Origin of the sequence: Flavobacterium xanthum, assembly GCF_900142695.1 — a bacterium.
GTDB classification, from domain to species: domain Bacteria; phylum Bacteroidota; class Bacteroidia; order Flavobacteriales; family Flavobacteriaceae; genus Flavobacterium; species Flavobacterium xanthum.
Window position 1 is genome coordinate 21,085 of record NZ_FRBU01000002.1, and the last position, 22,440, is coordinate 43,524.

Annotated in this window: 18 protein-coding genes; 7 read left to right on the forward strand and 11 right to left on the reverse strand. The window is 34.9% G+C overall.

Annotated features, from left to right (window positions below):
* Nucleotides 1-15: 15 nt before the first annotated feature.
* From BUC11_RS01240 to BUC11_RS01280, 9 genes are all read right to left on the reverse strand, one after another.
* Nucleotides 16-1,491: an FAD-dependent oxidoreductase gene (locus BUC11_RS01240; protein WP_073351318.1), complete on the reverse strand. Its 1,476-nt coding sequence runs from the start codon at nt 1,489-1,491 to the stop codon at nt 16-18.
* A gap of 552 nt (nt 1,492-2,043) precedes the next feature.
* Complete coding sequence (locus BUC11_RS01245; RefSeq protein ID WP_073351322.1) at nt 2,044-4,302, reverse strand: acyl-CoA dehydrogenase family protein; 2,259 nt, start codon at nt 4,300-4,302, stop codon at nt 2,044-2,046.
* A 136-nt stretch (nt 4,303-4,438) separates the two neighbouring features.
* The gene (locus tag BUC11_RS01250) at nt 4,439-5,371 is read right to left on the reverse strand and encodes a transglutaminase (protein ID WP_073351100.1); all 933 of its coding nucleotides are present in this window, start codon (nt 5,369-5,371) and stop codon (nt 4,439-4,441) included.
* A 21-nt stretch (nt 5,372-5,392) separates the two neighbouring features.
* A complete protein-coding gene (locus BUC11_RS01255; protein ID WP_073351103.1) occupies nt 5,393-6,244 on the reverse strand; it encodes a substrate-binding domain-containing protein in 852 nt (283 codons plus the stop codon).
* A complete protein-coding gene (locus tag BUC11_RS01260; RefSeq protein ID WP_073351104.1) occupies nt 6,244-6,771 on the reverse strand; it encodes a GNAT family N-acetyltransferase in 528 nt (175 codons plus the stop codon). The genes BUC11_RS01255 and BUC11_RS01260 overlap by 1 nt, the downstream gene beginning before the upstream one ends.
* Before the next feature lie 162 nt (nt 6,772-6,933).
* Nucleotides 6,934-8,058 carry an SDR family oxidoreductase gene (locus BUC11_RS01265; RefSeq protein WP_073351106.1) on the reverse strand — a complete coding sequence of 375 codons (1,125 nt, stop codon included), beginning with the start codon at nt 8,056-8,058 and terminating at the stop codon, nt 6,934-6,936.
* A 93-nt stretch (nt 8,059-8,151) separates the two neighbouring features.
* Nucleotides 8,152-9,021, reverse strand: a complete 870-nt coding sequence (locus tag BUC11_RS01270; protein WP_073351108.1) for a nucleoside phosphorylase — start codon at nt 9,019-9,021, stop codon at nt 8,152-8,154.
* Nucleotides 9,022-9,094: 73 nt separating this feature from the next.
* Nucleotides 9,095-9,424 (reverse strand): translation initiation factor, encoded by a 330-nt coding sequence (locus BUC11_RS01275; RefSeq protein WP_073351110.1) that lies wholly within the window; start codon nt 9,422-9,424, stop codon nt 9,095-9,097.
* Nucleotides 9,425-9,570: 146 nt separating this feature from the next.
* Nucleotides 9,571-10,521, reverse strand: a complete 951-nt coding sequence (locus BUC11_RS01280) for an isopenicillin N synthase family dioxygenase (RefSeq protein ID WP_073351112.1) — start codon at nt 10,519-10,521, stop codon at nt 9,571-9,573.
* Nucleotides 10,522-10,691: 170 nt separating this feature from the next.
* Here BUC11_RS01280 and BUC11_RS01285 point away from each other — a divergent pair, with 170 nt between their 5' ends.
* A complete protein-coding gene (locus BUC11_RS01285; protein ID WP_073351114.1) occupies nt 10,692-12,668 on the forward strand; it encodes an alpha-ketoacid dehydrogenase subunit alpha/beta in 1,977 nt (658 codons plus the stop codon).
* A gap of 212 nt (nt 12,669-12,880) precedes the next feature.
* Here BUC11_RS01285 and BUC11_RS01290 read toward each other — a convergent pair whose 3' ends face one another.
* The gene (locus tag BUC11_RS01290) at nt 12,881-13,774 is read right to left on the reverse strand and encodes a LysR family transcriptional regulator (RefSeq protein ID WP_073351116.1); all 894 of its coding nucleotides are present in this window, start codon (nt 13,772-13,774) and stop codon (nt 12,881-12,883) included.
* A 96-nt stretch (nt 13,775-13,870) separates the two neighbouring features.
* Between BUC11_RS01290 and BUC11_RS01295 the strand changes: the two genes are divergently transcribed.
* Together BUC11_RS01295 and BUC11_RS01300 are read left to right on the forward strand one after the other, a co-directional pair.
* A complete protein-coding gene (locus BUC11_RS01295; RefSeq protein ID WP_073351118.1) occupies nt 13,871-14,464 on the forward strand; it encodes an NAD(P)H-dependent oxidoreductase in 594 nt (197 codons plus the stop codon).
* Nucleotides 14,465-14,466: 2 nt separating this feature from the next.
* The gene (locus BUC11_RS01300; RefSeq protein WP_073351120.1) at nt 14,467-14,757 is read left to right on the forward strand and encodes a putative quinol monooxygenase; all 291 of its coding nucleotides are present in this window, start codon (nt 14,467-14,469) and stop codon (nt 14,755-14,757) included.
* A gap of 90 nt (nt 14,758-14,847) precedes the next feature.
* Here the strand turns inward: BUC11_RS01300 and BUC11_RS01305 are convergent, their stop codons facing one another.
* Nucleotides 14,848-16,392, reverse strand: coding sequence for a hypothetical protein (locus tag BUC11_RS01305; protein WP_073351123.1), 1,545 nt, complete (start codon nt 16,390-16,392; stop codon nt 14,848-14,850).
* Between the two features lie 154 nt (nt 16,393-16,546).
* Here BUC11_RS01305 and BUC11_RS01310 point away from each other — a divergent pair, with 154 nt between their 5' ends.
* The 4 genes from BUC11_RS01310 to ilvB all read left to right on the forward strand — a co-directional run bounded on the left by BUC11_RS01310 (nt 16,547) and on the right by ilvB (nt 22,427).
* Entirely contained in the window at nt 16,547-17,722 is a 1,176-nt protein-coding gene (locus tag BUC11_RS01310) for a 2-isopropylmalate synthase (RefSeq protein WP_073351324.1), read from the forward strand.
* Nucleotides 17,723-17,760: 38 nt separating this feature from the next.
* Complete coding sequence (leuB, locus tag BUC11_RS01315; protein ID WP_073351124.1) at nt 17,761-18,876, forward strand: 3-isopropylmalate dehydrogenase; 1,116 nt, start codon at nt 17,761-17,763, stop codon at nt 18,874-18,876.
* 67 nt (nt 18,877-18,943) lie between these two features.
* A complete protein-coding gene (gene ilvD, locus BUC11_RS01320; RefSeq protein ID WP_073351126.1) occupies nt 18,944-20,617 on the forward strand; it encodes a dihydroxy-acid dehydratase in 1,674 nt (557 codons plus the stop codon).
* 115 nt (nt 20,618-20,732) lie between these two features.
* Nucleotides 20,733-22,427, forward strand: a complete 1,695-nt coding sequence (gene ilvB, locus BUC11_RS01325) for a biosynthetic-type acetolactate synthase large subunit (RefSeq protein WP_073351128.1) — start codon at nt 20,733-20,735, stop codon at nt 22,425-22,427.
* Nucleotides 22,428-22,440: the final 13 nt, after the last annotated feature.

A 22,440-nucleotide genomic window follows, 5' to 3' on the forward strand; every position in this document is an offset into this window, starting at 1 on the left:
AAAAAAAGTTCATCATCATTCAACCTTTTCTTGTTCGGAATCTTTTTTCTTTAAAGATCTGCCTCTGGGCTCATCACTCTCATGAAGCACAGTTATGGAATGTAGAAACTTTGCAGCGGCAGCTGAATCTTTTACTTTTGAAGCACTTCGTTCTAACATTTCTGTTTCAAACTCAGTTAATACACTTTTCCTCACTCCATTTTCTCTCCATTGTGACAAGACCCCACATCCTTTTGCTATTCCTCGAGCCAGCGTAAGTGCATCCAGTAGTGCCTGATTTGCCCCTTGCCCTTTGAATGGACTCATGGGGTGAGCGGCATCTCCAATCAAAGTGACTTTGCCTCCTTTTTCTAACAATTCTGATTTTAGTAATTCGCGGTCATATACAGGATAACCAGAAATGTGAGTTTCTGGAGTTGCTGTTACAATCTGAGGAATGGGCTTATGCCACTGCGTTCTACGGCAAGCCTCTTCCTTGAGTGCTTGAGGTCCTTTAGAACTTAAGATCTTTGCCTCTTCTTCACTCATTGGGAAGCTAAGTTGCCACATCACCGATTCTAAATCATAAGGCATCATATAGATTCGCTCATTGCCATTGGCAGTTTGAAATACCGTGGCAGAGTCTAATAAAGAACTTTCAAGACCTTCAAGCGCAGCTAATGGACAAATACCTAATATTACAATACAATCGAGGTACCGTAAAGGGGTGTCATCGTCACCAATTAGTATCTTTCGCACGGCGCTACGAATTCCATCTGCTCCCACTACAAGATCGGCTTTGGCACTTTTCACCTCGCCGTTCACTTGGAATATTAGACTAACACCTTCATCCTCAGTTTCTTTAAAATCTATTAATTGGTGTCCCCACTGAACAAAATTAGCAGTGCCTAGTTGCTCGAGTAGCGCAAAGCGTAAAGACTGTCTTGAAATGTGCACATTTGAACGTTTGGCAGTCGTTATTTTATCGGACTGCATCCATTTTCTGACACCCCATTCCCCAATAACTTTTCCTTCCGTCGTGTGCATGAGATGTCTTGTTGAAACTACCCCTTTTTCCAATGAGAAAATACCTAATCCCTCGATAGCTTTACTGGCTTGTTGTAATGTTAGCCCGTAGCCTTGTGATCGAGCATCAAAATTGCTATCACGTTCATAAAGTGTAAAAGGAATCCCACGGTGCAAGCAAGCCACAGCTAAGGCCACTCCTCCTATACCACCGCCAATAATAGCAACGTGTGGGTATTTTTCTTTATCCACAACTGGATGATTAGCAGATGGAATTAACCCAGATCCGCCGCAGTTTGCGCAAGTGTAGAGGTGGGCTTTAGGTAGAGCTGGAGCTACCTCTGTTTCAGACGACTTTTCAAAATTTTCAACTGCCATCTGGTAGTTGCGTCGGGCTTTATCGCTAAGCCCTCTACTTTTTTTGCCGCGTCCCTGACATTCTTGACAAATAGTCCAACTTGTTTCTTTATATTTTTCTTTTTTCACTTTCTCCTTAAAATATTTTACTTTGACTTCCTCTATAAAAAAAAACGTAGCCAATATAATAGATGGTGAATCTCATTTTAATGTAGAGTTGATGACTTTCATCAATTCTAATTAAATTAAAGAGAGAAATTAATCTTTTTCAATCTTTTGCCGCTTGTGATAATAATTAAGCAAATTTAATGCAAAAGGACACTAATACAAAACTAAGGTGGAATTGCCGACTAAAAAGTTGCAAACGACAAGTTGTAAAAGCAAACAGAATAATAGCAGTACCTAGTATGATTTTAATAGCCTCATTATATAGGGTAAAGACAGATAATACCAGCGTCAAACTGTTTTTGAATCTATTGATGCAGTGTTTGTTGGAATTTTAAAAATGTATGTATAAACTTTAGAATACTTTTCTCTTACCTTGGTTATTATATACTGAAAGTATTTACAAATCCTGAAAAATCATTGCATGAACAGTTTCATAAGGGCCCCAAAATTTGTCAAGAAATCGATAAGCTATGTTTGGTCTTTTCGTTTCCCCTTTACGGATGAACTATAGACTTAAAATGCAATTGGCGCAGCAAGACAACTGTCAGGAATATCAAATGCTTTTACCAAAGAAACAGCATCTGGCCTAATTTCCCAGCAAAGTTGATTGACCATTTTGCGAATGGCTTTTGTTTTTACAGCTTCCATATAACCGTCCTCGAGATACCATGCCTTGTTTTTCTCAATTTGTGAAAGTGCATACAGTTGATATAATTTTACCAATATTTTTTTACTCTTCGGATCTTCTATGGTCTGAATGGCTTCTTGAAACTGCTCTAAAACAATTCGTTCAAGATAGGCTTGAGCCACATCAATCATTTGATGCTGCACTACATTAAAGGCATCGTAAGGTTCAAATCCGCTATCAATGAGTTTTTTTAATCGCTTTGCTGCAGATGCCAAAATCGTTTTTTCACGGTATTGAAAAGCCTCCAAATGAAACTCACCATCCATTAAATGAGCATCCTCGGTTTTTCGGGTTACAATTGGATTTTTTTCAGAAATAACTGTTTTAGCACTTTCATAAACATAATTGATTATACCCATAGCGTCCATTTGGCCAAATGATTTTCGAAATTCTGACAAACGGTTTTTAGCTACTAATTGCATTAATACAGTATTGTCTCCTTCAAAAGTAGTATAGATTTCGGTGTCATTTTTTAAGGCATCAATCCGATTTTCAGATAAATAACCTTTACCACCACAAGCTTCGCGACATTCTTGTAAAACAGCAGTAGTATTCCAAGTAGAGTAGGCTTTCATGCCAGCAGCAAGGGATTCAATTTCCTGCATTTCAGATTCGTTTTTATCAATGAAACGCTTCGTAACGTATTGCAAAGCAAAATGGGTTGCATACGTTTTTGCCAACAACGGTAGAAGTCTGCGTTGATGAATGCGGTAATTTAATATGGGAACTTCTGTACCTCCTTCTGGGCCAAATTGCCTGCGCTTGTCGCTGTATTTAATGGCAATTGTCAAGCCAGATTTGGCTGCAGCCAAAGCAGATCTAGGAATCCCAATTCGGCCTCCAACCAAAGTTCCTAGCATGGTAAAAAAGCGTCTATTGTCGCTAGGAATTGGGCTTTCAAATTCGCCTTTTTCATTAATCGAGGCAAATCGATCTAGCATATTTTCTTTTGGAATCACTACATTATCAAAACGAATAGTTCCATTATCGACTCCATTAAGTCCCATTTTAAGTCCACAATCACCTATAGTAATTCCTTCTAAAATTGTACTGTTGGTATCTCGAAGCGGAACGATAAAGGCATTCACCCCATAATCTATTTCACCAATAATTAATTTTGCAAAAACAGTAGCCATTTGTCCATGAACTGCTGCGTTGCCAATATATTCTTTCTGTGCCTTTTCGTGCGGTGTATGAATAGTAAATGTTTGGTTTTTATGATTGTAGGTTGCAGTCGTTTCCATTCCTTTGACATTAGAACCGTGATTTGTTTCCGTCATAGCAAAACAACCTGGGAGTTGGAGTGAACCAATATCTTTCAAGTATTTACTATAATGCTTTTCTGTACCAAGAGATTGAACGCTCATTCCCCAAAGTCCAAATTGTACACCAAACTTGATTACTAAGCTTAAATCGTGATAACTCAATGTTTCCATTATAGCAAAATAATCGGCGATATTTTCGCCACCGCCATATTGCTTCGGATAAGCCATATTACCTAAATTTTCTGCTGCGAGTATTTTACACCATTCATAAACTTTTTCACGATAAACAGCAGTATTTGTAGAAGTTTCATAGGCAAATTCGGGTCTGCTAATAACTGATTTTACCTTCTTAATAATTGCAGCTTGTTTTCCATCTAGTATTTGAGTTAATTTTTCTATTTCAAATCCAGAGTTTGTTTCATAATCTGAAGTAAAAGTCTTTGCAACCGTTTTGAAATCAGTCATCGCTTCCTCGCCTGAGATTCCTAAATCATTTTCGAGTTTTACAAAAGCAGGTCTGAGGTTGTTTAAAATTTGATCATTTTTAGCAAGCAAAATAGAAATATCAAAAATAGACTTAACGGAGGTATTCTCTTGAAGAATAGTTTCGATTTGTCTTTGCCAATCAGCCACAATTTCTCTAGCTGGAGGCGCAGAAACGGTCACCTGTGAAAGAAGTAATTTCTTTTCTTCTGCGGTAAGCCATTGCTGAGAAACGATAAACTCTTGCAGCGTCACTACTTCTTTTTGGTTTAAAAGATCGTCTGACCATACAAGATATAAATGGGGGATAAAGGCTTTGAGTTTTGAATTTTCCATAGTAAACATTAAATTTATTAAGAATTTTAAGTTTGGTTAAGATAGCGAAAATTAACGACTAAGGGTACGGAAAGCCCGTATAATTATAATTTTTGAAGGAAATAGCTCTAATTATTTAAACAAAAAAGACACCAAATTAATCTAATGTTAGTGCTCCTAAAATTTCCTCAGACAAAAAAGGTCCGCCAGGATAGGTAGCCGTGTAATCAAGGTTCATCCATATTTGACCTCGCTCGTCAACATGATAAAAGAGTTTTTTGTTGCTACTTTCGGCTGTAAATAAAACATTTTTAATTAGAAAATTTACTTTTTCTAAATCAGTCAAAGATCCTATTAAAATTTCGGGATAAATATGTCCCGTGGTATGAATCAGTCTGGGAGTTCCACCAATAGACTTGATTGTGGCCGCCATTAAAATGGAATGATCATCACAGTCACCAGAAAAATAAAGTAATGACTCTGTAGCAGTAGCAATATAATCACGGGCTTTTGGGTCGCTGACATAATTCCATCTGCTATTGATCTCTTTGAAAACGGCGAAGCACTGTATAATCGTTCGATAATCAGAATATCCTTTTACATCTTTAAAATGTTTTGAGGTAGCCATAATAGCAAAATTTCTAACTTTTGGATTTTGATATTCTATGGCGTTTATAATCTTTGATTTATTGGGAAATGGAAGTAGTTTCGCAATAATAATATCTTGTGGATAAGGATTATCGGACATTGTATACAGTATTGAATTGTAATCTTCAAAAACACTGTTAAACCCATAATTACCAACAGTTGAGCCATAAAATAATACCAATACATACAAGATAATACAAAAGATAATAATGGTTCGTAGGAAGCGTAGAATAATTTGAATAACAACTACCATTACTATGAAAAGTACTACTCTATCAATATTTAGAAACCAATTAGGATTGATTAGATTTTGATGTACAATGATAAAAACGGGGATTGCAATCAAAATATTCAGGACAAAAATAATAACGTCATCCCAGGGTTTTTTTACCTGAAATTGCTGTTTTAGACCTTGAAAATTAATTTTTTTTATTTTTATCATAGCAAAGATAAAAACAGTTCTCTATACTGTTTTTACTATATCATCAAAAGTACCTTTTTTCTCGATAATTTTAAGTTGAAAAAGTTGATTTTGCACTTTGTTTAACATTATTTCTGAAAACGTATTTTGTGACCATCTGGTTAGCGATAACCATTCTTCTATATCCTCAATTTTTTGATCGTATTTTGATGCTAAGGTTTTCTCAATACCCGGAATAGCCTTAAATTTTTGAGTAGCGTTATTGATGATTTTGATAATTTCCGAAATAATTTTGGGTTGCTTTTCCAATATTTCATTCCGAACAGCTATTACAAAACAAGGCCAAGGCGTAGGGCAATCGCCAACACGACGGAAAGTGCCTTTGTCAACTAATGGCTTGGTCATAAAACGTTCCCACATAAAATAGTCGGCAGTTCCGTTAGTCAAAGCTTCAACGGCTCCATCAATTGTATTAACGATTTTGAATTGTAAATTTTCAGTTTTCCAACCTTGATTACCCGCATTGACATATGCCATTAACTGAGAGCCAGAACCCAATCTGGAAATAGCAACTGTGGTGTTTTCTAGGTCGGCTAAGTCCGTATAATCTGAATTTGCTGCTACATGAATTCCCCAAATCAAAGGGCTTTCGACATAAACTTGAACAATTTTGCTTGGATTTCCAGCAATGATATCTTTCACGATTCCCTCTGTAAGGATGACCGCAACATCAGTTTCACCATCACGAAGCATTTGACACATTTTACCAGTTCCTTCGGGAACATCAGTCCATTGTAAATCGATGTTTTGCTTTTCGAAATCTCCGTTTTCTATGGCTAAATGCCAAGGTAAATTAAAATGTTCTGGAACGCCTGCGATTTTTATTGTAGTCATTATAGGTTGGGATTTTTTAATTCATACCAGTTCCAAGAAATAGCATCTTCAAGGTATTGCTCGGTCATTTTCAGTCCAATTTTTTGTAATATTGTGTTTGAGGCTATATTATATGTATGCGCTGCGGCCTCCATGATTTTGATTCCCATTACATTAAAACCATAATCCAACCATGCAAAACTGGCTTCGCTGGCGTATCCTTTGCCCCAGAATTTTTCGTTTAACCGATAGCCAATATCGTAAAAGTCAACCTTTTTATTTACCATTTCGATGTTGTATTTTAATCCGGCCCAACCAATTAATTCATTAGTTTCTTTCAAAACAACCACAAATCGCCCAATATTATTTTGAATGTATTGTGCTCTAACAAGTTCAACATAGGAATATACTTCGCTAATATCAGTCAATGGTTTGTTCCAAAGATATTGATGTACAGTAGGATTGCTGTCCATCTCAAATAATGCTTCGGCATCTGAAACAAGCATTTCTCTTAAAATTAAGCGGTCGGTTTCTAAAATAAGATCCATGTTTATATTGAAAATTGGATGGTTAATAATTTAGCCCTGTTAGTAGTGAAAATCCTTTTCCTTTTTACTTTAAAAAGGAAAAGATTACTTCACCATACTTTTATTTTTATTTGAGTTCAGTGAATTTTATTTGCAACGAATAGCAGGAATTAGTTCCTAAAATTACACATTAATATCTTTAAAATTATTCAATTTTGCATACCGAATCATATTGGTGAAAGCCTCCTGATCTAGTTTTGGTATTTCCAGAATGGAGTTCAACAAAGTGGTATCGTATTCGTTGGCAGCTGCCGTAAAATAAGGGTTTAAATGTTTGCCAATGCTTTCATAATACAATTTTTCAATGATATTCTTATATAAAAAGTCATTCGAATTTTGGATTAAAGTAAAATTAGTATAGCCCACTTCCTTCATAATCAACTGCAATCCATTTACCATATTGAAACTTTTGTTGTGCACAATATTAAGTTGCTCAATATCATCTCTTTGAAACGTATTTACGATCACTTTTGCCACATAATCGACAGGAATAATGTTCAAAACTGTATCTTGATTCACAATGAAGCGAACATTTTCTTGATCTCCTTTTCGCTGGGAACTAAAGTGAAAGAATTTTGCCAAAAGATAAAAAACCATATATTTTGAAATAAAATAAGGATTTTCAGTTCCTAACATTTTACCTCCAATCACACTTGGTCGCAGAATTTGAAAAGGCAAATCTATTTTTTTACATTCTTGTGCTATAAAATTTTCCGAGTGGAATTTAGCGTTTTCATACGCATTACGATGATCCGGTTTAAATTCTAAACTATGAAAATCATTGTCGATCAGTCCTTTTCGGTTTCCAGATGAAAAAGCGGTTCCTATATAAATGAATTTTTTTATAAAAGGATGAAAGAGCTGAAAAATAGATTTGGTGATGGTTGTATTTTCATCAAAAATCTTTTCGCGCTGGGCTTCATCAGTAGATAAATTCACGAATCCAGCAGAATGGATAAAATAAGCATCTTTTATTTGGCTTGAAAAAGTATCTTGAATTTCAGCCAAATCGGTATCAATGATTTCAATGTATTCGCGCAGTTTTTCTAGGCCTTTGTCTTTAATAATTTTTGGTGTATAACTGCTCGATAAAAGTTCGTTTATGCGATCTAAAGAAGATTTTTTTCCTTTATTTCGGGCAATTATAAAAAGTTTGCCATCAATTTTAGTGTTGATGAAAAGTTCCAGAATTTCATACATAATATGAGATCCTAGAACTCCTGTTGCACCTGTAAGAATTATTTTCATTATCGTTTTGTTCTAAAAACAAAAGTAGTTTTAAAAAAGCTTATATTATTTTTTAAAACTATAAATGTATGTGATTTTGAAAATTAGCATTGCTTATCCTAAAGCAATTTTCTGCAATGTATACGCAATCAATTCATCAACGGCTTTGTACGGATCCTCACTAAATGTTCCTGAAGCACGATTGGCAATTATAGCGTTTAATGACAATGCATTATGTCCTAAAAGCGCCGAAAGTCCATAAATTGCAGCAGTTTCCATTTCTAAGTTGGTGATTTGGTTGTCACCAAAATTGAAATTATCCATTTTAGAATTCAACGCTTCATCTTGAATATTCAAACGCAAAACGCGCCCTTGTGGACCGTAAAAACCACCGGCAGTTGCTGTGATTCCTTTGTGCATTTGATCACTTGCTATCATTTTTTCCAATTTTACGGAACATGCGATTACATATGGTTTTCCTTTTCGTAAATCCCAATTGGTGTGTTTCACAAAAGCATCTTCCATTTCAAGATTAGAAACTTCGTCAATTAAATAGGAGCGGAGCATGTTGTCCAATCCTAATCCAAATTTTGATAGTACAAAACTGTCTACTGGAATATCCGCTTGTAGAGAACCCGAAGTTCCAATTCGGATGATATTTAAAGATGTCAAATTTTCTTTTGGTTGGCGAGTTTCCAAATCGATATTAACCAAAGCATCCAATTCGTTGATTACAATATCAATATTGTCAGGGCCAATTCCTGTGGACATTACGGTAATTCGTTTGCCTTTGAAAATTCCAGTTTGAGTTTTGAATTCTCTTTTTTGTGTTGAAAATTCAATGCTGTCAAAAAACTGTGTGATTTTTTCCACACGATTTTGATCTCCTACAAAGATGATATCGTGAGCAATATGTTCTGGTTTTAAATTCAAATGGTATACGCTACCGTCTGGATTTAATATTAATTCTGATGATTGTATCATTTGTTTTTTTGTTTGATGTTTAAGGTTTAAAATTGCTCAACTGAATACTAATAACTGAACACTGACCACTTTTCTAACCTCCAACTCGTTTTACTTTGAATCCTTTTTCCTTTAAGATAATCATTATTTTATCGCGATAATCTCCTTGAATGATGATAGCATCATCTTTAAAAGTACCTCCAACACTCAATTTTGTTTTGATTTCTTTGGCTAGAATTTTAAAATCGGCGTCGCTTCCTTCGTAACCCTCAATTATAGTGGTCGCTTTTCCTTTTCGCTTTTCGAATTTACAAATCATAGGTTCTTTTTGAACGTATAATTCGTGCGGAACGGCTTCAACTGTTTCTTCAGGAAGTGGCTCGTGATCTGGAAAAAGATTTTTTAATTGATCTTGTAAGTCCATTTTTTTAATTTAATTGGTTATTAAAAACATTGAGGAATTAAGAAAATCAAGTTTTACTACTCTTAATTTACCTTAATTTCTTAATGGTAAAAAAACAAAAAGACATCAAGCGAACTCGATGTCTTCCTTGAACTATATATTAAGAATTACTTTTTAATAAGCCCTAAATCTACTAGACGCTCGTATAAATAATCACCGGCTGTAATATCTTCAAATTGTTTTGGGTTTTCTGCATCAATACAGTTTTCTAAACAATTCAACGGCATATCACTCACTGGATGCATAAAAAATGGAACAGAATAACGGGAAGTTCCCCATAATTCTCTTGGTGGATTAACCACTTGATGAATCGTAGATTTCAATTTGTTATTGGTATGACGCGATAACATATCACCTACATTAATCACTAATTCATCTGGTTCAGCAATAGCATCAATCCATTCTCCATTGTGGTTTTGTACTTGCAATCCTTTTCCTTGCGCACCCATCAACAAAGTAATCAAGTTGATATCACCATGAGCAGCAGCACGAATTGCGTTTGCTGGTTCTGATGTGATTGGTGGGTAATGAATAGGTCTTAAGATTGAATTTCCATCTTTGGCATAATTGTCAAAATAGAATTCATCTAAACCAAGACGCAAAGCCAACGCTCTTAATACATAAACGCCTGTTTTCTCCAGCATTTGGTATGCTTCTTTACCAACTACGTTAAAACGAGGAAGTTCTTTTACTTCAACGTTTTCAGGATATTCTGATGCGTACTTTGAATTTTCAGAAACATACTGTCCAAAATGCCAAAATTCTTTCAAATCACCTTCTTTCCTGCCTTTAGCATGCTCTGTTCCAAACGAAACATAGCCTCTTTGTCCGCCAATGCCAGGGATTTCATAGCTGTGTTTTGTTTCTAAAGGTAAAGCGAAAAAATTTCTGATTTCACCATACAATTCATCAACCAACTGGTCGTTTAAAAAATGCCCTTTGAGTGCTACGAAGCCAATATCTTCAAATGCACTTCCGATTTCATTTACAAATTTTTGTTTACGTTTCGGGTCGTCCGAAAGGAAATCACGCAAGTCAACACTAGGAATGTTTTGCATACTTTTAAATATTTTTAATAACTTGAAGGTTGAAAACCTTGCAAATACAAATGTAAAGAATAATTTTATATTTGAATTTTAAAATTTACAAACAACACGAAAAAATATAACAAATTAATACAAAACTGTTATATTTTTTTATCTTTGAACCATACAATAAAATTAAAAAAATGATATTCGATAGAAAAAATCTTACTGACAATCAATTATTAGATTTATATAAAAGAATACTGAAACCGAGGTTGATAGAGGAGAAAATGTTGATTCTTATTCGGCAAGGAAAAGTATCCAAATGGTTTTCTGGAATAGGTCAAGAGGCTATTTCTGTGGGAGTCACAGCAGTTTTAGATTCGGATGAGTACATTTTACCAATGCACAGGAACTTAGGAGTTTTTACGGGAAGAGACATTCCATTGTACCGTCTTTTTTCGCAATGGCAAGGCAAAGTTAATGGTTTTACCAAAGGTCGTGATCGCAGTTTTCACTTTGGTACACAACAATATAAGATTATTGGAATGATTTCGCATCTCGGACCGCAATTAGGTGTAGCTGACGGAATCGCATTGGCCAATAAACTAAAGAAAAACGGAAAAGTTACCGCAGTTTTTACCGGTGAAGGAGCAACAAGCGAAGGCGATTTTCATGAAGCATTGAATATTGCTTCGGTTTGGGAATTGCCGGTGATGTTTGTCATTGAAAATAATGGTTACGGACTTTCAACTCCAACGAATGAGCAATACCGTTGCGAAAACCTTGCTGATAAAGGAAAAGGCTACGGAATGGAAAGCCATATTGTGGATGGAAATAATATTCTGGAAGTTTTTAATTTGTTATCTGAATTGAAGGCTTCGATGAAAAAAAATCCACGTCCTGTTTTATTGGAATTTAAAACCTTCAGAATGCGTGGACATGAAGAGGCGAGTGGCACTAAATACGTTCCACAGGAATTAATGGATATGTGGGCGATTAAAGATCCAGTTGAAAATTACAGAAAATATTTAACCGAAAACGGAGTTCTTACAACCGATTTTGATGCGGCTTTACATGCTGAAATAAAAAAGGATATTGACGAAAGTCTGGCTATTGCCAATGCGGAACCGGAGATTGAGGCTTCTTTAAGTGAAGAACTAAATGATGTTTACAAACCGTATGTATTTGAACAAGTTAATCCATCAGAGGAAAAAGAAAATATTCGTTTTATAGATGCCATTTCCACTAGTTTGAGACAATCGATGAAGCGTCATGATAACTCGGTAATCATGGGACAAGATATCGCTGAATATGGTGGTGCTTTCAAAATCACCGATGGTTTTGTAGCGCAGTTCGGTAAAGAGCGCGTCATCAATACACCCATATGTGAAAGTGCAGTAGTTTCGGCAGGAATGGGATTGTCGATTAATGGATACAAAGCGATTGTGGAAATGCAGTTTGCCGATTTTGTTTCGACAGGATTTAATCCAATTGTCAATTTATTAGCCAAATCACATTACCGTTGGTTAGAAAAAGCCGATGTTGTAGTCCGAATGCCTTGTGGTGGAGGAACGCAAGCGGGGCCTTTTCATTCGCAAACCAATGAAGCTTGGTTTACCAAAACACCGGGTTTAAAAGTAGTTTATCCAGCATTTCCGTATGATGCGAAAGGATTGTTGAATACTTCTATAAACGACCCAAATCCTGTACTATTCTTTGAACATAAACAATTATATCGAAGTGTTTACCAAGAGGTACCAAAAAACTATTACACGATTCCATTAGGAAAAGCGGCTTTGTTGAAAGAAGGGAATCAGGTTACGATTATTTCGTTTGGAGCAGCGGTACATTGGGCCTTAGATACCTTGGCTAAAAATCCTGAAATTTCTGCTGATTTATTGGATTTAAGAACTTTACAACCTTTGGATACCGAAGCTATTTTCGCATCTGTGAAGAAAACGGGAAGAGTGATTATTTATCAAGAAGACAGCATGTTTGGTGGAATAGCCAGTGATATTTCGGCAATGATAATGGAAAACTGTTTCAAATATCTTGATGCGCCAGTTAAACGCGTGGCAAGTTTAGACTCACCAATTCCCTTTACAAAAGCATTGGAAGATCAATATTTGCCAAAAGGTCGATTTGAAAATGATCTAAAAGAACTTCTGGCGTACTAATAGTTAAAATTATAATTAGGTTATTTTTAGTGTTTTAATTCTAAAAATAACCTAATATCCAATAGATAATAATAAAAATTAGAATTGTGCCAAAACAGCCACCGCCTAATTTTTTGGCTCCGTAACCTGCGAGTATTGTCTTGAAAAATCCATTCATAAGTTTAAAATTTAATGATTTATAAAATTAAAATATATTTCCAGAATAACAAATTTTAGTTTAACTCAATGAAGATTTTCTTAATCAAAGCGATTTCTTCCTCATACATTGTCTTTTTTCTGGTTGCAAAGTAGAGTGTGTTTTTTAGTGGTGTTTTTCCTTCCCAAATGAGTTTGATTGTTCCATTGTCAATTTCTTTACGGCAAAGAAAATCAGGAACAACGGCTAATCCTTTGCCAATGCTCAAACAGCGTACAATAGAATTTAGATTTGGAACAATATAATTAGGTCTGAAATCAGGATGTTTATTGAAATTTAATTGCCAAAAACGACGCAAATGTTCCATGTCGCCTGTAGTTCCGTACCATTTTTGTTGCTTTAACCAAAGTTCGATTTCTTCTAAATTTTCATTTTTTGCTACCGAATTGAATTCCAAATCGTCAATTTCGCTACCGCCAACAAGTACAATAGTTTCAGATGAAAATGCTTGATATTCGATGGCATTTTTAACTACCATTTGTGGTGTAATGATTAAATCCAGAATTCCTTTTTCTAAATTTTCAACCATTTCAGGATAATCTCCAAACTGAATAATCACATTAAATGGCAAGGTCGAAATATACTGTTCCAGTGTAATTTGGAATGTTTCAAAACACATTCCCACACTTATTGTTGGCGTATTTTTCTCGGTGCTGCGTTGAAAATTTTTTTCGGCTTCCTCCAATTTAGTTAATGCTTCAATGATGAAATTGTAGAGTACTTTTCCTTTTTCGGTGGGAACCATTTTTCGACCTGTTCTGTCAAATAATTTATAGCCTACATAAGTTTCCAAGGAACTCAGATGCAGACTCACACCAGGTTGTGAAATAAATAATACTTCCGCTGCGCTGGTCAACGTTCCAGTTTTATAAACTGCTTTAAACGTTCGATACCACTCTAAATTTACCATAACTATTATAATTATGATACAAAGGTATGAATTAAGTTATTTTAATAATAGCCTTTCTCGTTCTAACTTTGCACTATCAAATTAAAAATACAAATCATGACAAAAATATTTATAATCAATGGCGGACAAAAATTTGGCCATTCTGGAGGAAGATTTAATGAAACCATTTCGAATGAAACCTTGAATTTTTTTATGAGGAATAGCGATTTCGAAGTAAAAACTACGAACATCAATGACGATTACAATCCTGTTGCTGAAGTGGAGAAATTTGTTTGGGCAGATGTAATCATTTACCACACGCCATTATGGTGGTTCCAGTTGCCACAAGGTTTTAAAAAATATATTGATGTGGTTTTCACCGAAGGTCACGCCAAAGGAATTTATAAAAGTGATGGACGTTCCGCTGAAAATCCGACCATTAATTACGGAACAGGAGGAATGCTTCACGGCAAAAAATATATGTTGACGACCTCTTGGAATGCACCAAAAGAAGCTTTTACTTTACCTGGAGAATTTTTCAATCAGCACAGTGTGGATGAAGGACCGTTATTTGGTTTTCACCGAATGAACGCTTTTACAGGGATGCAACCGTTACAAAGTATTCACTTTCATGACATTGAAAAAAATGCAAATGTTGGAAATGATCTTAAAGTATATCAAAACCATTTAACACAACTATTTTTAAATTAATTATGCCAATAAATCTAACAGTTATCCTAAAAAGTAAACCAGAAAGTAAAGAAACATTGAAATCACTATTACTGGATTTGGTTCAAAATTCAACTAAAGAAGCTGCTTGTTTGCAGTACGATTTACATCAAAGTGTGGAAGAGTCAACTATTTTTATTTTTCACGAAATTTGGGAAAATGAAGCGGGATTAAAGCTTCATAATGAGCAATCGTATCTTATTTCGTTTTTCGAAAATGTTAAACCATTGTTGCAAGAACCGCCAATTGTTTATAGAACAGAGAAATTAACGTAATAAATAGTGTATAATTTTTAATTTTTCAACGGTAAAAAAATATAAGTTGCTAAAAAGGAGGTCTTGAACCTCCTTTCGTCAATTAAAGTCTTATCGATTAATCAATTTGGCTTTTTCCTTAATAATGTCACTTATTTTTCGGTTTTCAATTTTGCTTTCGAGCCAAGAAATAATATCGAGATAAAGGAAAGCTCTTTTTTCGTAGGTATTTTTTTCTAATTCAATAAAGCGTATTCTCATTTTTACAAATTCCTTTTTGATATCTCCAGGATAAATGGAGTTCAAGTTTTTCATGAACCGTATAATTTCTTTTTGCACTTCTTGCAAATCGTTCATTTTGAGTAGAAATTTATAGGTGTTTTTCAACTGATTTTCTAAATAATAATCGTTACCCATTTCATAATGTGCAATCAAACTTAATAAACGGGCAAAACACATTAAATCCTCGCGCATGGAAAGGTTCTTGTTGTTTATGATTTTTTCTAAATAGAAAATACATTCTGCATATTTTTCGGTTCCAAAATAGATTGAAGCAAATTTATAGTAAAATAGCATTTCGTGGTGCTCATCAAGGTGGTCCGTATGAACTGTTAATTTATTTAGTATTTCAGGTATTAAATATTCGCTTTCAGAAAAAGTACCTTCCAAAATATGGTAATTCAACTTGTTGTTATACAAGTAAAGAAATGATAACGACGCAATATTATCATTGACGGGAAAACGAGGATCTTTTATCGTATCTTCTAATAATACCAAATATTTTTTAAATTTTGATTTGTATTTCAACATATATAGGGATTCCAACAGGTAATGATTTCCCTTAAGGAAAAATACTGGATTGAGATATATCATGCTGGGATTATCATAAAAAAGGGTGACCCATTTCAAAGCGTATTTATAACAAGATAAAAAATCCTGAACTAGGAAACTTCTCCAAAGATTAGCATTATAAAACCAATATTTCTCTCTGAAACCAAATTTTTTATCATCAAATTTTGAAAGATGCTTTTTGAAATAATCATCAATATAGGTGTACTCTTCGTCACTTTTCACATATCCAGTTTTCAGCATGATGCCATACAATTGGAGTGATAAATTTGATAATTTACTAGAAATAGTATTGCGATAATTCAACTCTTTTGCCTGAACTACCAGTTCATCTGCTCGACCTTGAATACTTCGGGTAATGTATTGTGCTTCAATTAATTTTTCAAATTCAACAATTTCATACGCCATCAATTTTTCATCATTTTCTAAGGCAAGAATTTTAGTTTTATCCAAGATCTTCAAACTTTGCTTGTACAAGCCTTTATTGTACAATATGGTAGCAAAATCGATTTGTTCCCGCAATTGATATCTAATATTCTGGCTAGGAATATTCAATCGGATGCTAACCAAAATTTGCTTATATAAATATGATTTTAGATTAGATAATTGCACTTTTTTAATGATTCCACTTTTTAAAATTAGCTTCTCATCATACCCATTTGATTTATCTAAAATATTAAATAATTCAATGAATTTTGTATTCGAACTGGTCTCTAATCGACTTGCAAAAATCTTAAATTGTCTTTTTTCAGATTTTGAAAGTGATTTAATTAATACAAACAGAAAATCTTTTTGATGGTTAGCCATTGTAAAATAAAGTAGTATAATATATTATAATTCAGCGGTTTACAAAGTTATTGATTGCTTTATAAGTAGTATATTTCATTAATTTGAATTTTATATTAAAGTAATGAAAGATATTTTTGTTATGAAGTTGTGAAATTACATTAAATAAATGAAAATGAATAGAGAGAAAGTTCAAATTTTTGATACCACTTTGAGAGATGGAGAACAGGTCCCGGGATGTAAGTTAGACACCAATCAAAAATTAGTTATCGCAAATCGATTAGATCAAATGGGTGTTGATATTATAGAAGCTGGTTTTCCAGTTTCAAGTCCTGGGGATTTTTTATCTGTTTCAGAAATAAGTAAGGTTGTTAAAAATGCCATCGTTTGCGGTTTAACAAGAGCTGTGAAAAATGATATTGATGTTGCTGCACAAGCTTTAAAGTATGCAAAAAGACCAAGAATTCATACCGGAATAGGAACTTCGGAATCACACATTGTACACAAATTAAACACCACCAGAGAAGATATAATTGCTAGGGCTAAATTTGCCGTTTCGCATGCTAAATCGTATGTAGAAGATGTTGAATTTTATGCTGAAGATGCCGGCAGAACGGACAATGAATTTTTAGCTCGAGTCTGTGAGGAAGTGATTAAATCAGGGGCAACAGTTCTTAATATTCCAGACACGACAGGATATTGCTTGCCAGAGGAATATGGAGCCAAAATAAAATATTTAAAAGAAAATGTAAAAGGTATTGATAATGTAATTCTTTCCTGTCATTGCCATAATGATTTAGGAATGGCAACTGCTAATTCAATTGCAGGAGCAATAAATGGAGCTAGACAAATTGAATGCACTATAAACGGAATTGGAGAAAGAGCTGGAAATACGGCATTAGAAGAAGTAGTGATGATTTTCAAGCAACATCCATATTTGAATTTAGATACCAATATCAATACGCGTCAACTGAATGAAATGAGTAGATTAGTTTCTGAAAGCATGGGAATGATGGTGCAACCTAACAAAGCAATTGTGGGAGCCAATGCTTTTGCGCATAGTTCAGGAATTCATCAAGATGGCGTGATAAAAAATAGAGCTACCTATGAAATTATGGATCCATTAGAGGTTGGTGTCAATGAATCATCAATAGTGCTGACCGCTAGAAGTGGCAGAGCAGCATTGGCTTACAGAGCCAAAAAAGTTGGTTATGAACTTACAAAAGTTCAATTAGATGCTGTTTATCTTGAGTTTTTAAGGTTTGCCGATATTAAAAAAGAGATTCTTGATACGGATATTCATCAAATCATTGAAGCCTGTAAAATGAATAAGGAATTACTCCTTAATTAAAATATTTTGATTCCCATTAAAATCTAAATCCTACTATTATGAACTTAAAAATAGCAGTACTTTCAGGAGACGGAATAGGTCCGGAAGTAGTTTTACAGACAAAAAAAGCGTTGTATGCCATCGGCGTAGTTTTCGATCATGAGTTTGTATTCGAAGATGCACTGATTGGGGCTGTTGCCATTGAAAAAACAGGAAAGCCACTACCAGACCAAACTTTAAATCTTTGCCTTAATACTGATGCAGTGTTGTTTGGAACTGTTGGAGATCTTAAGCAAGATGGTAATTCTAATACTCATTTAAGTCCTATTCAAGGATTATTAAAGCTAAGACAAGCTTTAGGATTGTATGCTAACATTAGACCCATAAAACCCTACAACGACTTATTGGATTTATCTCCTTTAAAAAGAAAAATAATTGAAGATACTGATTTTGTTATTTTTAGAGAAATTTCAGGAGGATCCTATTTTAGTGAAAAAAAAATCAATGAACAAGGAACGTTAGCTTCTGATTTATGTGAATATTCCGATGAAGAAATTATTCGGATTACTCATTTAGCCTTCAGAACTGCTCAAAAAAGAAGAAAAAAAGTTACGCTCGTAGACAAAGCAAGTATTCTTGAAACCTCTAGATTGTGGCGAAAAATTGTTAAAGAAATTAGTGAAAATTATCCAGATGTTGCAGTAGATTTTATATATGTTGATAACGCAGCGATGCAAATAATTATTAATCCAAAGCAATTTGACGTCATTTTAACGGAGAATTTATTTGGGGATATTTTATCGGACGAAGCTAGTGTAATTACGGGAGCGATTGGATTGTTGCCTTCAGCATCTTTAGGAAATTCTAGTGCGCTTTTTGAACCTATTCATGGTTCTTTTCCTGAAGCAAAAAGGAAAAATATTGCAAATCCTATTGCTTCCATACTCTCAGCAGCCATGCTTTTAGATCATTTTGGTCTTCAAGAGGAATCTCGCAGAGTATATGAGGCCGTTGAAAAAGCAATTGAATTCAATGTAGTTACCGCTGATTTAAATCCGTATTCAAAATTTGGAACCAATGAAGTAGGAGACTTTATATCAAATTATATTTTAAGCAAGGACGACTTGTATTTTAAAAGTGATAATGTGTACATAGGACAGTCCACTATAGTTTAGTCTTTAAGAGGTTAAACGTTAACTCTACTTTTTCATATAAAATAAATTACATACAAATTAACATAAAATGGAATTAAATAAATACAGTAAAACCATTACACAAGATGAAACACAACCAGCAGCACAAGCTATGTTGTATGGAATTGGTCTAACTGAAGAAGATTTAAAAAAAGCACAAGTCGGAATTGTTAGTATGGGTTACGAAGGAAATCCGTGCAACATGCACCTAAATGGTTTAGCAAGTGAAATAAAAACAGGAGTCTGGAAAGAAAATTTAGTTGGATTGATTTTTAACACGATTGGTGTCAGTGATGGTATTTCAAATGGTACCGATGGGATGCGTTTTTCTTTAGTTTCTAGAGATGTCATTGCAGATTCTATTGAAACTGTAATGGGTGCGCAATGGTATGATGGTTTAATTGCTATTCCAGGTTGTGATAAAAATATGCCTGGTTCTGTAATTGCAATGGGTAGAGTGAATCGCCCATCAATTATGGTGTATGGCGGAAGCATCCATTCTGGGAAATGGAAAGGAGAATCGTTGAACATAGTTTCTGCCTTTGAAGCTTTAGGAAAAAAATTCAGTAATTCGATTACTCCAGAGGATTTTAAAGGAGTAATTCAAAACGCTTGTCCTGGCGCAGGAGCATGTGGTGGAATGTATACCGCAAATACAATGTCTTCGGCTATCGAAGCTTTAGGGATGAGTTTGCCTTATAGTTCATCCAATCCAGCATTAAGTCCTGAAAAAAAACAAGAATGTATTGATGCTGGAAAAGCAATTAGAATCTTATTAGAAAAAGATATCAAACCCAGAGATATCATGACACGCCAGGCCTTTGAAAATGCCATAACAATGGTAGCTGTTTTAGGTGGATCTACCAATGCCGTCATGCATTTGATCGCTATGGCACATTCAGTTGATATAGAAATTACGTTGAAGGATTTTCAAGATATCAGTGATAAAACGCCATTACTTGCTGATTTGAAACCCAGTGGGAAATACTTAATGGAAGACCTACATGAAGCAGGAGGTGTACCAGCGGTAATGAAATATTTATTAAAACAAGGATTGCTACATGGAGATTGCTTAACCGTTACCGGTAAAACATTGGCTGAAAATTTAGCTATTGTTCCAGATTTGCACGACGGTCAAGAGGTTATTCATGAAATTCAAAAAGCGCTGAAAGCGACAGGAAATATTCAAATTTTATTTGGAAATCTTGCTGAAGATGGTTGTGTGGCAAAAATTAGTGGAAATGAAGGAGAATATTTTGAAGGTGACGCTATCGTTTATGAAAATGAACAGGATGTAATTACAGGCGTTCGCAGTGGAGAAGTTAAACCCGGAAATGTAGTCGTCATTCGGTACTGCGGACCTAAAGGCGGTCCTGGAATGCCAGAGATGCTTAAGCCTACTTCGGCCATTATGGGTGCAGGACTTGGAAAAAGTGTAGCCTTAATTACAGACGGGCGTTTTTCTGGAGGCTCACATGGTTTTGTGGTTGGGCATGTTACACCTGAAGCTTTTGAGGGCGGAGGCATAGCACTGGTCAAGAATGGAGACATTATTACTATCGATGCAGTGAATAATACCATCAACTTGAAGATTTCGGAGGCAGAGTTTGCATCAAGAAAGGCAGAATGGGTACAGCCTGCTCTAAAAGTAAATAAAGGCGTTTTATTAAAGTATATCCGATCAGTTTCAAGTGCATCAACAGGATGTGTAACCGATAAATAAAAGTAAAAAAGCTGTAAGAATTACAAAAAAGTAATTTTTATAGCGGTAGGAAAATAATTCTAATTGATTTTTGACATTGATTTTTGAAAAAGGCTTTTGCTAAAAAAAATAAAAAATGAAAAACAATAAAATATCTGGCGCTGAGGCCGTTATTAGATGCTTACTAGAAGAAGGGGTAAATTTGGTTTATGGATATCCAGGTGGTGCTATTATGCCAGTTTACGACGAATTATATAAATTTAAAGATCAATTACATCATGTGCTTGTCCGTCACGAACAAGGGGCAACGCATGCCGCACAAGGTTTTGCCAGAGCTACCGGAAAAGTAGGAGTCGCTATTGCTACATCAGGTCCGGGAGCAACAAATTTAGTCACAGGAATTGCTGATGCACAAATCGATTCGACACCTATGGTTTGTATTACTGGACAAGTAGGCAAACACTTATTGGGTTCTGATGCTTTTCAGGAAACTGATATTATTGGAATTTCGACTCCTGTAACCAAATGGAATTACCAAATTACGGAAGCTTCTGAGATTCCAGAAATTATGGCTAAAGCTTTTTATATTGCAAAATCAGGTCGCCCAGGTCCTGTTTTAATTGATATTACAAAAAATGCTCAATTTGATGAAATAGAGTTCAGCTATAAAAAATGTACTAGCATTCGAAGCTACAATCCAAAGCCTACTTTAAATCTCGAAAGAGTGAAGGAAGCTGCTGAATTAATAAATGCAGCTAAAAAGCCATTTATCATTTTTGGTCAAGGAATTATTCTTGGTCAAGCGGAAGCCGAGTTAAAAGCGCTGGTTGAAAAATCGGGCATTCCTGCGGCTTGGACTATATTAGGTCTTTCGGCATTGCCAACAGATCATCCATTAAATGTAGGAATGTTAGGAATGCATGGAAATTATGGTCCCAATGTTTTGACCAATGAATGTGATGTATTAATTGCACTTGGAATGCGTTTCGATGACCGTGTTACTGGAAATTTAGCTACTTATGCGAAACAAGCCAAAGTAATTCATTTCGAAATTGACCCCGCCGAAATTGATAAAAATGTAAAAACAACGGTCGCTGTTTTAGCAGATGTAAAAGAGTCTTTAAGCGCTTTGATTCCTTTAATCGAAAGTAAAACGCATGAATCATGGCACAATGAATTCAAGGAGAAGTATGAAATCGAATTGCAGGCGGTAATTAATGACGAGTTAAACCCTAAGAAAGAAGGAATTTCGATGGGAGAAACCATTGAAATGATCAACAAGCACTCTAAAGGAGATGCTATTATGGTTTCGGATGTGGGACAACACCAAATGTTTGCGTGTCGTTATGCCAAATTCAATTCGACAAAAAGTAATGTTACCTCTGGTGGTTTAGGAACAATGGGATTTGCATTACCTGCTGCTATTGGTGCTAAAATGGGAATGCCAAACCGAGAAGTAGTAGCGATAATTGGTGATGGTGGTTTTCAAATGACCATTCAGGAATTAGGAACTATTTTCCAAACTAAAGTTCCTGTGAAAATTGTTGTCTTAAACAATGAATTTTTAGGAATGGTACGTCAATGGCAACAGTTGTTTTTTGACAAAAGATACGCTTCTACGGAAATGATCAATCCAAATTTTATAGCCATTGCTGAAGGCTATTATATCAAAGCGAAAAAAGTAACTAAAAGAGAAGATTTAGATGCTGCCGTTGCCGAAATGATGGCTTCAAAAGAATCCTATTTCCTTGAGGTTATGGTAGAAAAAGAAAATAACGTATTCCCAATGATTCCAACAGGAGCATCGGTTTCGGACATTCGTTTGTCCTAAAATAGTTTAAAGT

What these genes read in the sequence shown, in the direction of transcription:
- BUC11_RS01245 (WP_073351322.1), bottom strand. Translation starts at nt 4,302, where the DNA reads ATGGAAAATTCAAAACTCAAAGCCTTTATCCCCCATTTATATCTTGTA.
- BUC11_RS01250 (WP_073351100.1), bottom strand. Translation starts at nt 5,371, where the DNA reads ATGATAAAAATAAAAAAAATTAATTTTCAAGGTCTAAAACAGCAATTT.
- BUC11_RS01255 (WP_073351103.1), bottom strand. Translation starts at nt 6,244, where the DNA reads ATGACTACAATAAAAATCGCAGGCGTTCCAGAACATTTTAATTTACCT.
- BUC11_RS01260 (WP_073351104.1), bottom strand. Translation starts at nt 6,771, where the DNA reads ATGGATCTTATTTTAGAAACCGACCGCTTAATTTTAAGAGAAATGCTT.
- BUC11_RS01265 (WP_073351106.1), bottom strand. Translation starts at nt 8,058, where the DNA reads ATGAAAATAATTCTTACAGGTGCAACAGGAGTTCTAGGATCTCATATT.
- BUC11_RS01270 (WP_073351108.1), bottom strand. Translation starts at nt 9,021, where the DNA reads ATGATACAATCATCAGAATTAATATTAAATCCAGACGGTAGCGTATAC.
- BUC11_RS01275 (WP_073351110.1), bottom strand. Translation starts at nt 9,424, where the DNA reads ATGGACTTACAAGATCAATTAAAAAATCTTTTTCCAGATCACGAGCCA.
- BUC11_RS01280 (WP_073351112.1), bottom strand. Translation starts at nt 10,521, where the DNA reads ATGCAAAACATTCCTAGTGTTGACTTGCGTGATTTCCTTTCGGACGAC.
- BUC11_RS01285 (WP_073351114.1), top strand. Translation starts at nt 10,692, where the DNA reads ATGATATTCGATAGAAAAAATCTTACTGACAATCAATTATTAGATTTA.
- BUC11_RS01290 (WP_073351116.1), bottom strand. Translation starts at nt 13,774, where the DNA reads ATGGTAAATTTAGAGTGGTATCGAACGTTTAAAGCAGTTTATAAAACT.
- BUC11_RS01295 (WP_073351118.1), top strand. Translation starts at nt 13,871, where the DNA reads ATGACAAAAATATTTATAATCAATGGCGGACAAAAATTTGGCCATTCT.
- BUC11_RS01300 (WP_073351120.1), top strand. Translation starts at nt 14,467, where the DNA reads ATGCCAATAAATCTAACAGTTATCCTAAAAAGTAAACCAGAAAGTAAA.
- BUC11_RS01305 (WP_073351123.1), bottom strand. Translation starts at nt 16,392, where the DNA reads ATGGCTAACCATCAAAAAGATTTTCTGTTTGTATTAATTAAATCACTT.
- BUC11_RS01310 (WP_073351324.1), top strand. Translation starts at nt 16,547, where the DNA reads ATGAATAGAGAGAAAGTTCAAATTTTTGATACCACTTTGAGAGATGGA.
- leuB (WP_073351124.1), top strand. Translation starts at nt 17,761, where the DNA reads ATGAACTTAAAAATAGCAGTACTTTCAGGAGACGGAATAGGTCCGGAA.
- ilvD (WP_073351126.1), top strand. Translation starts at nt 18,944, where the DNA reads ATGGAATTAAATAAATACAGTAAAACCATTACACAAGATGAAACACAA.
- ilvB (WP_073351128.1), top strand. Translation starts at nt 20,733, where the DNA reads ATGAAAAACAATAAAATATCTGGCGCTGAGGCCGTTATTAGATGCTTA.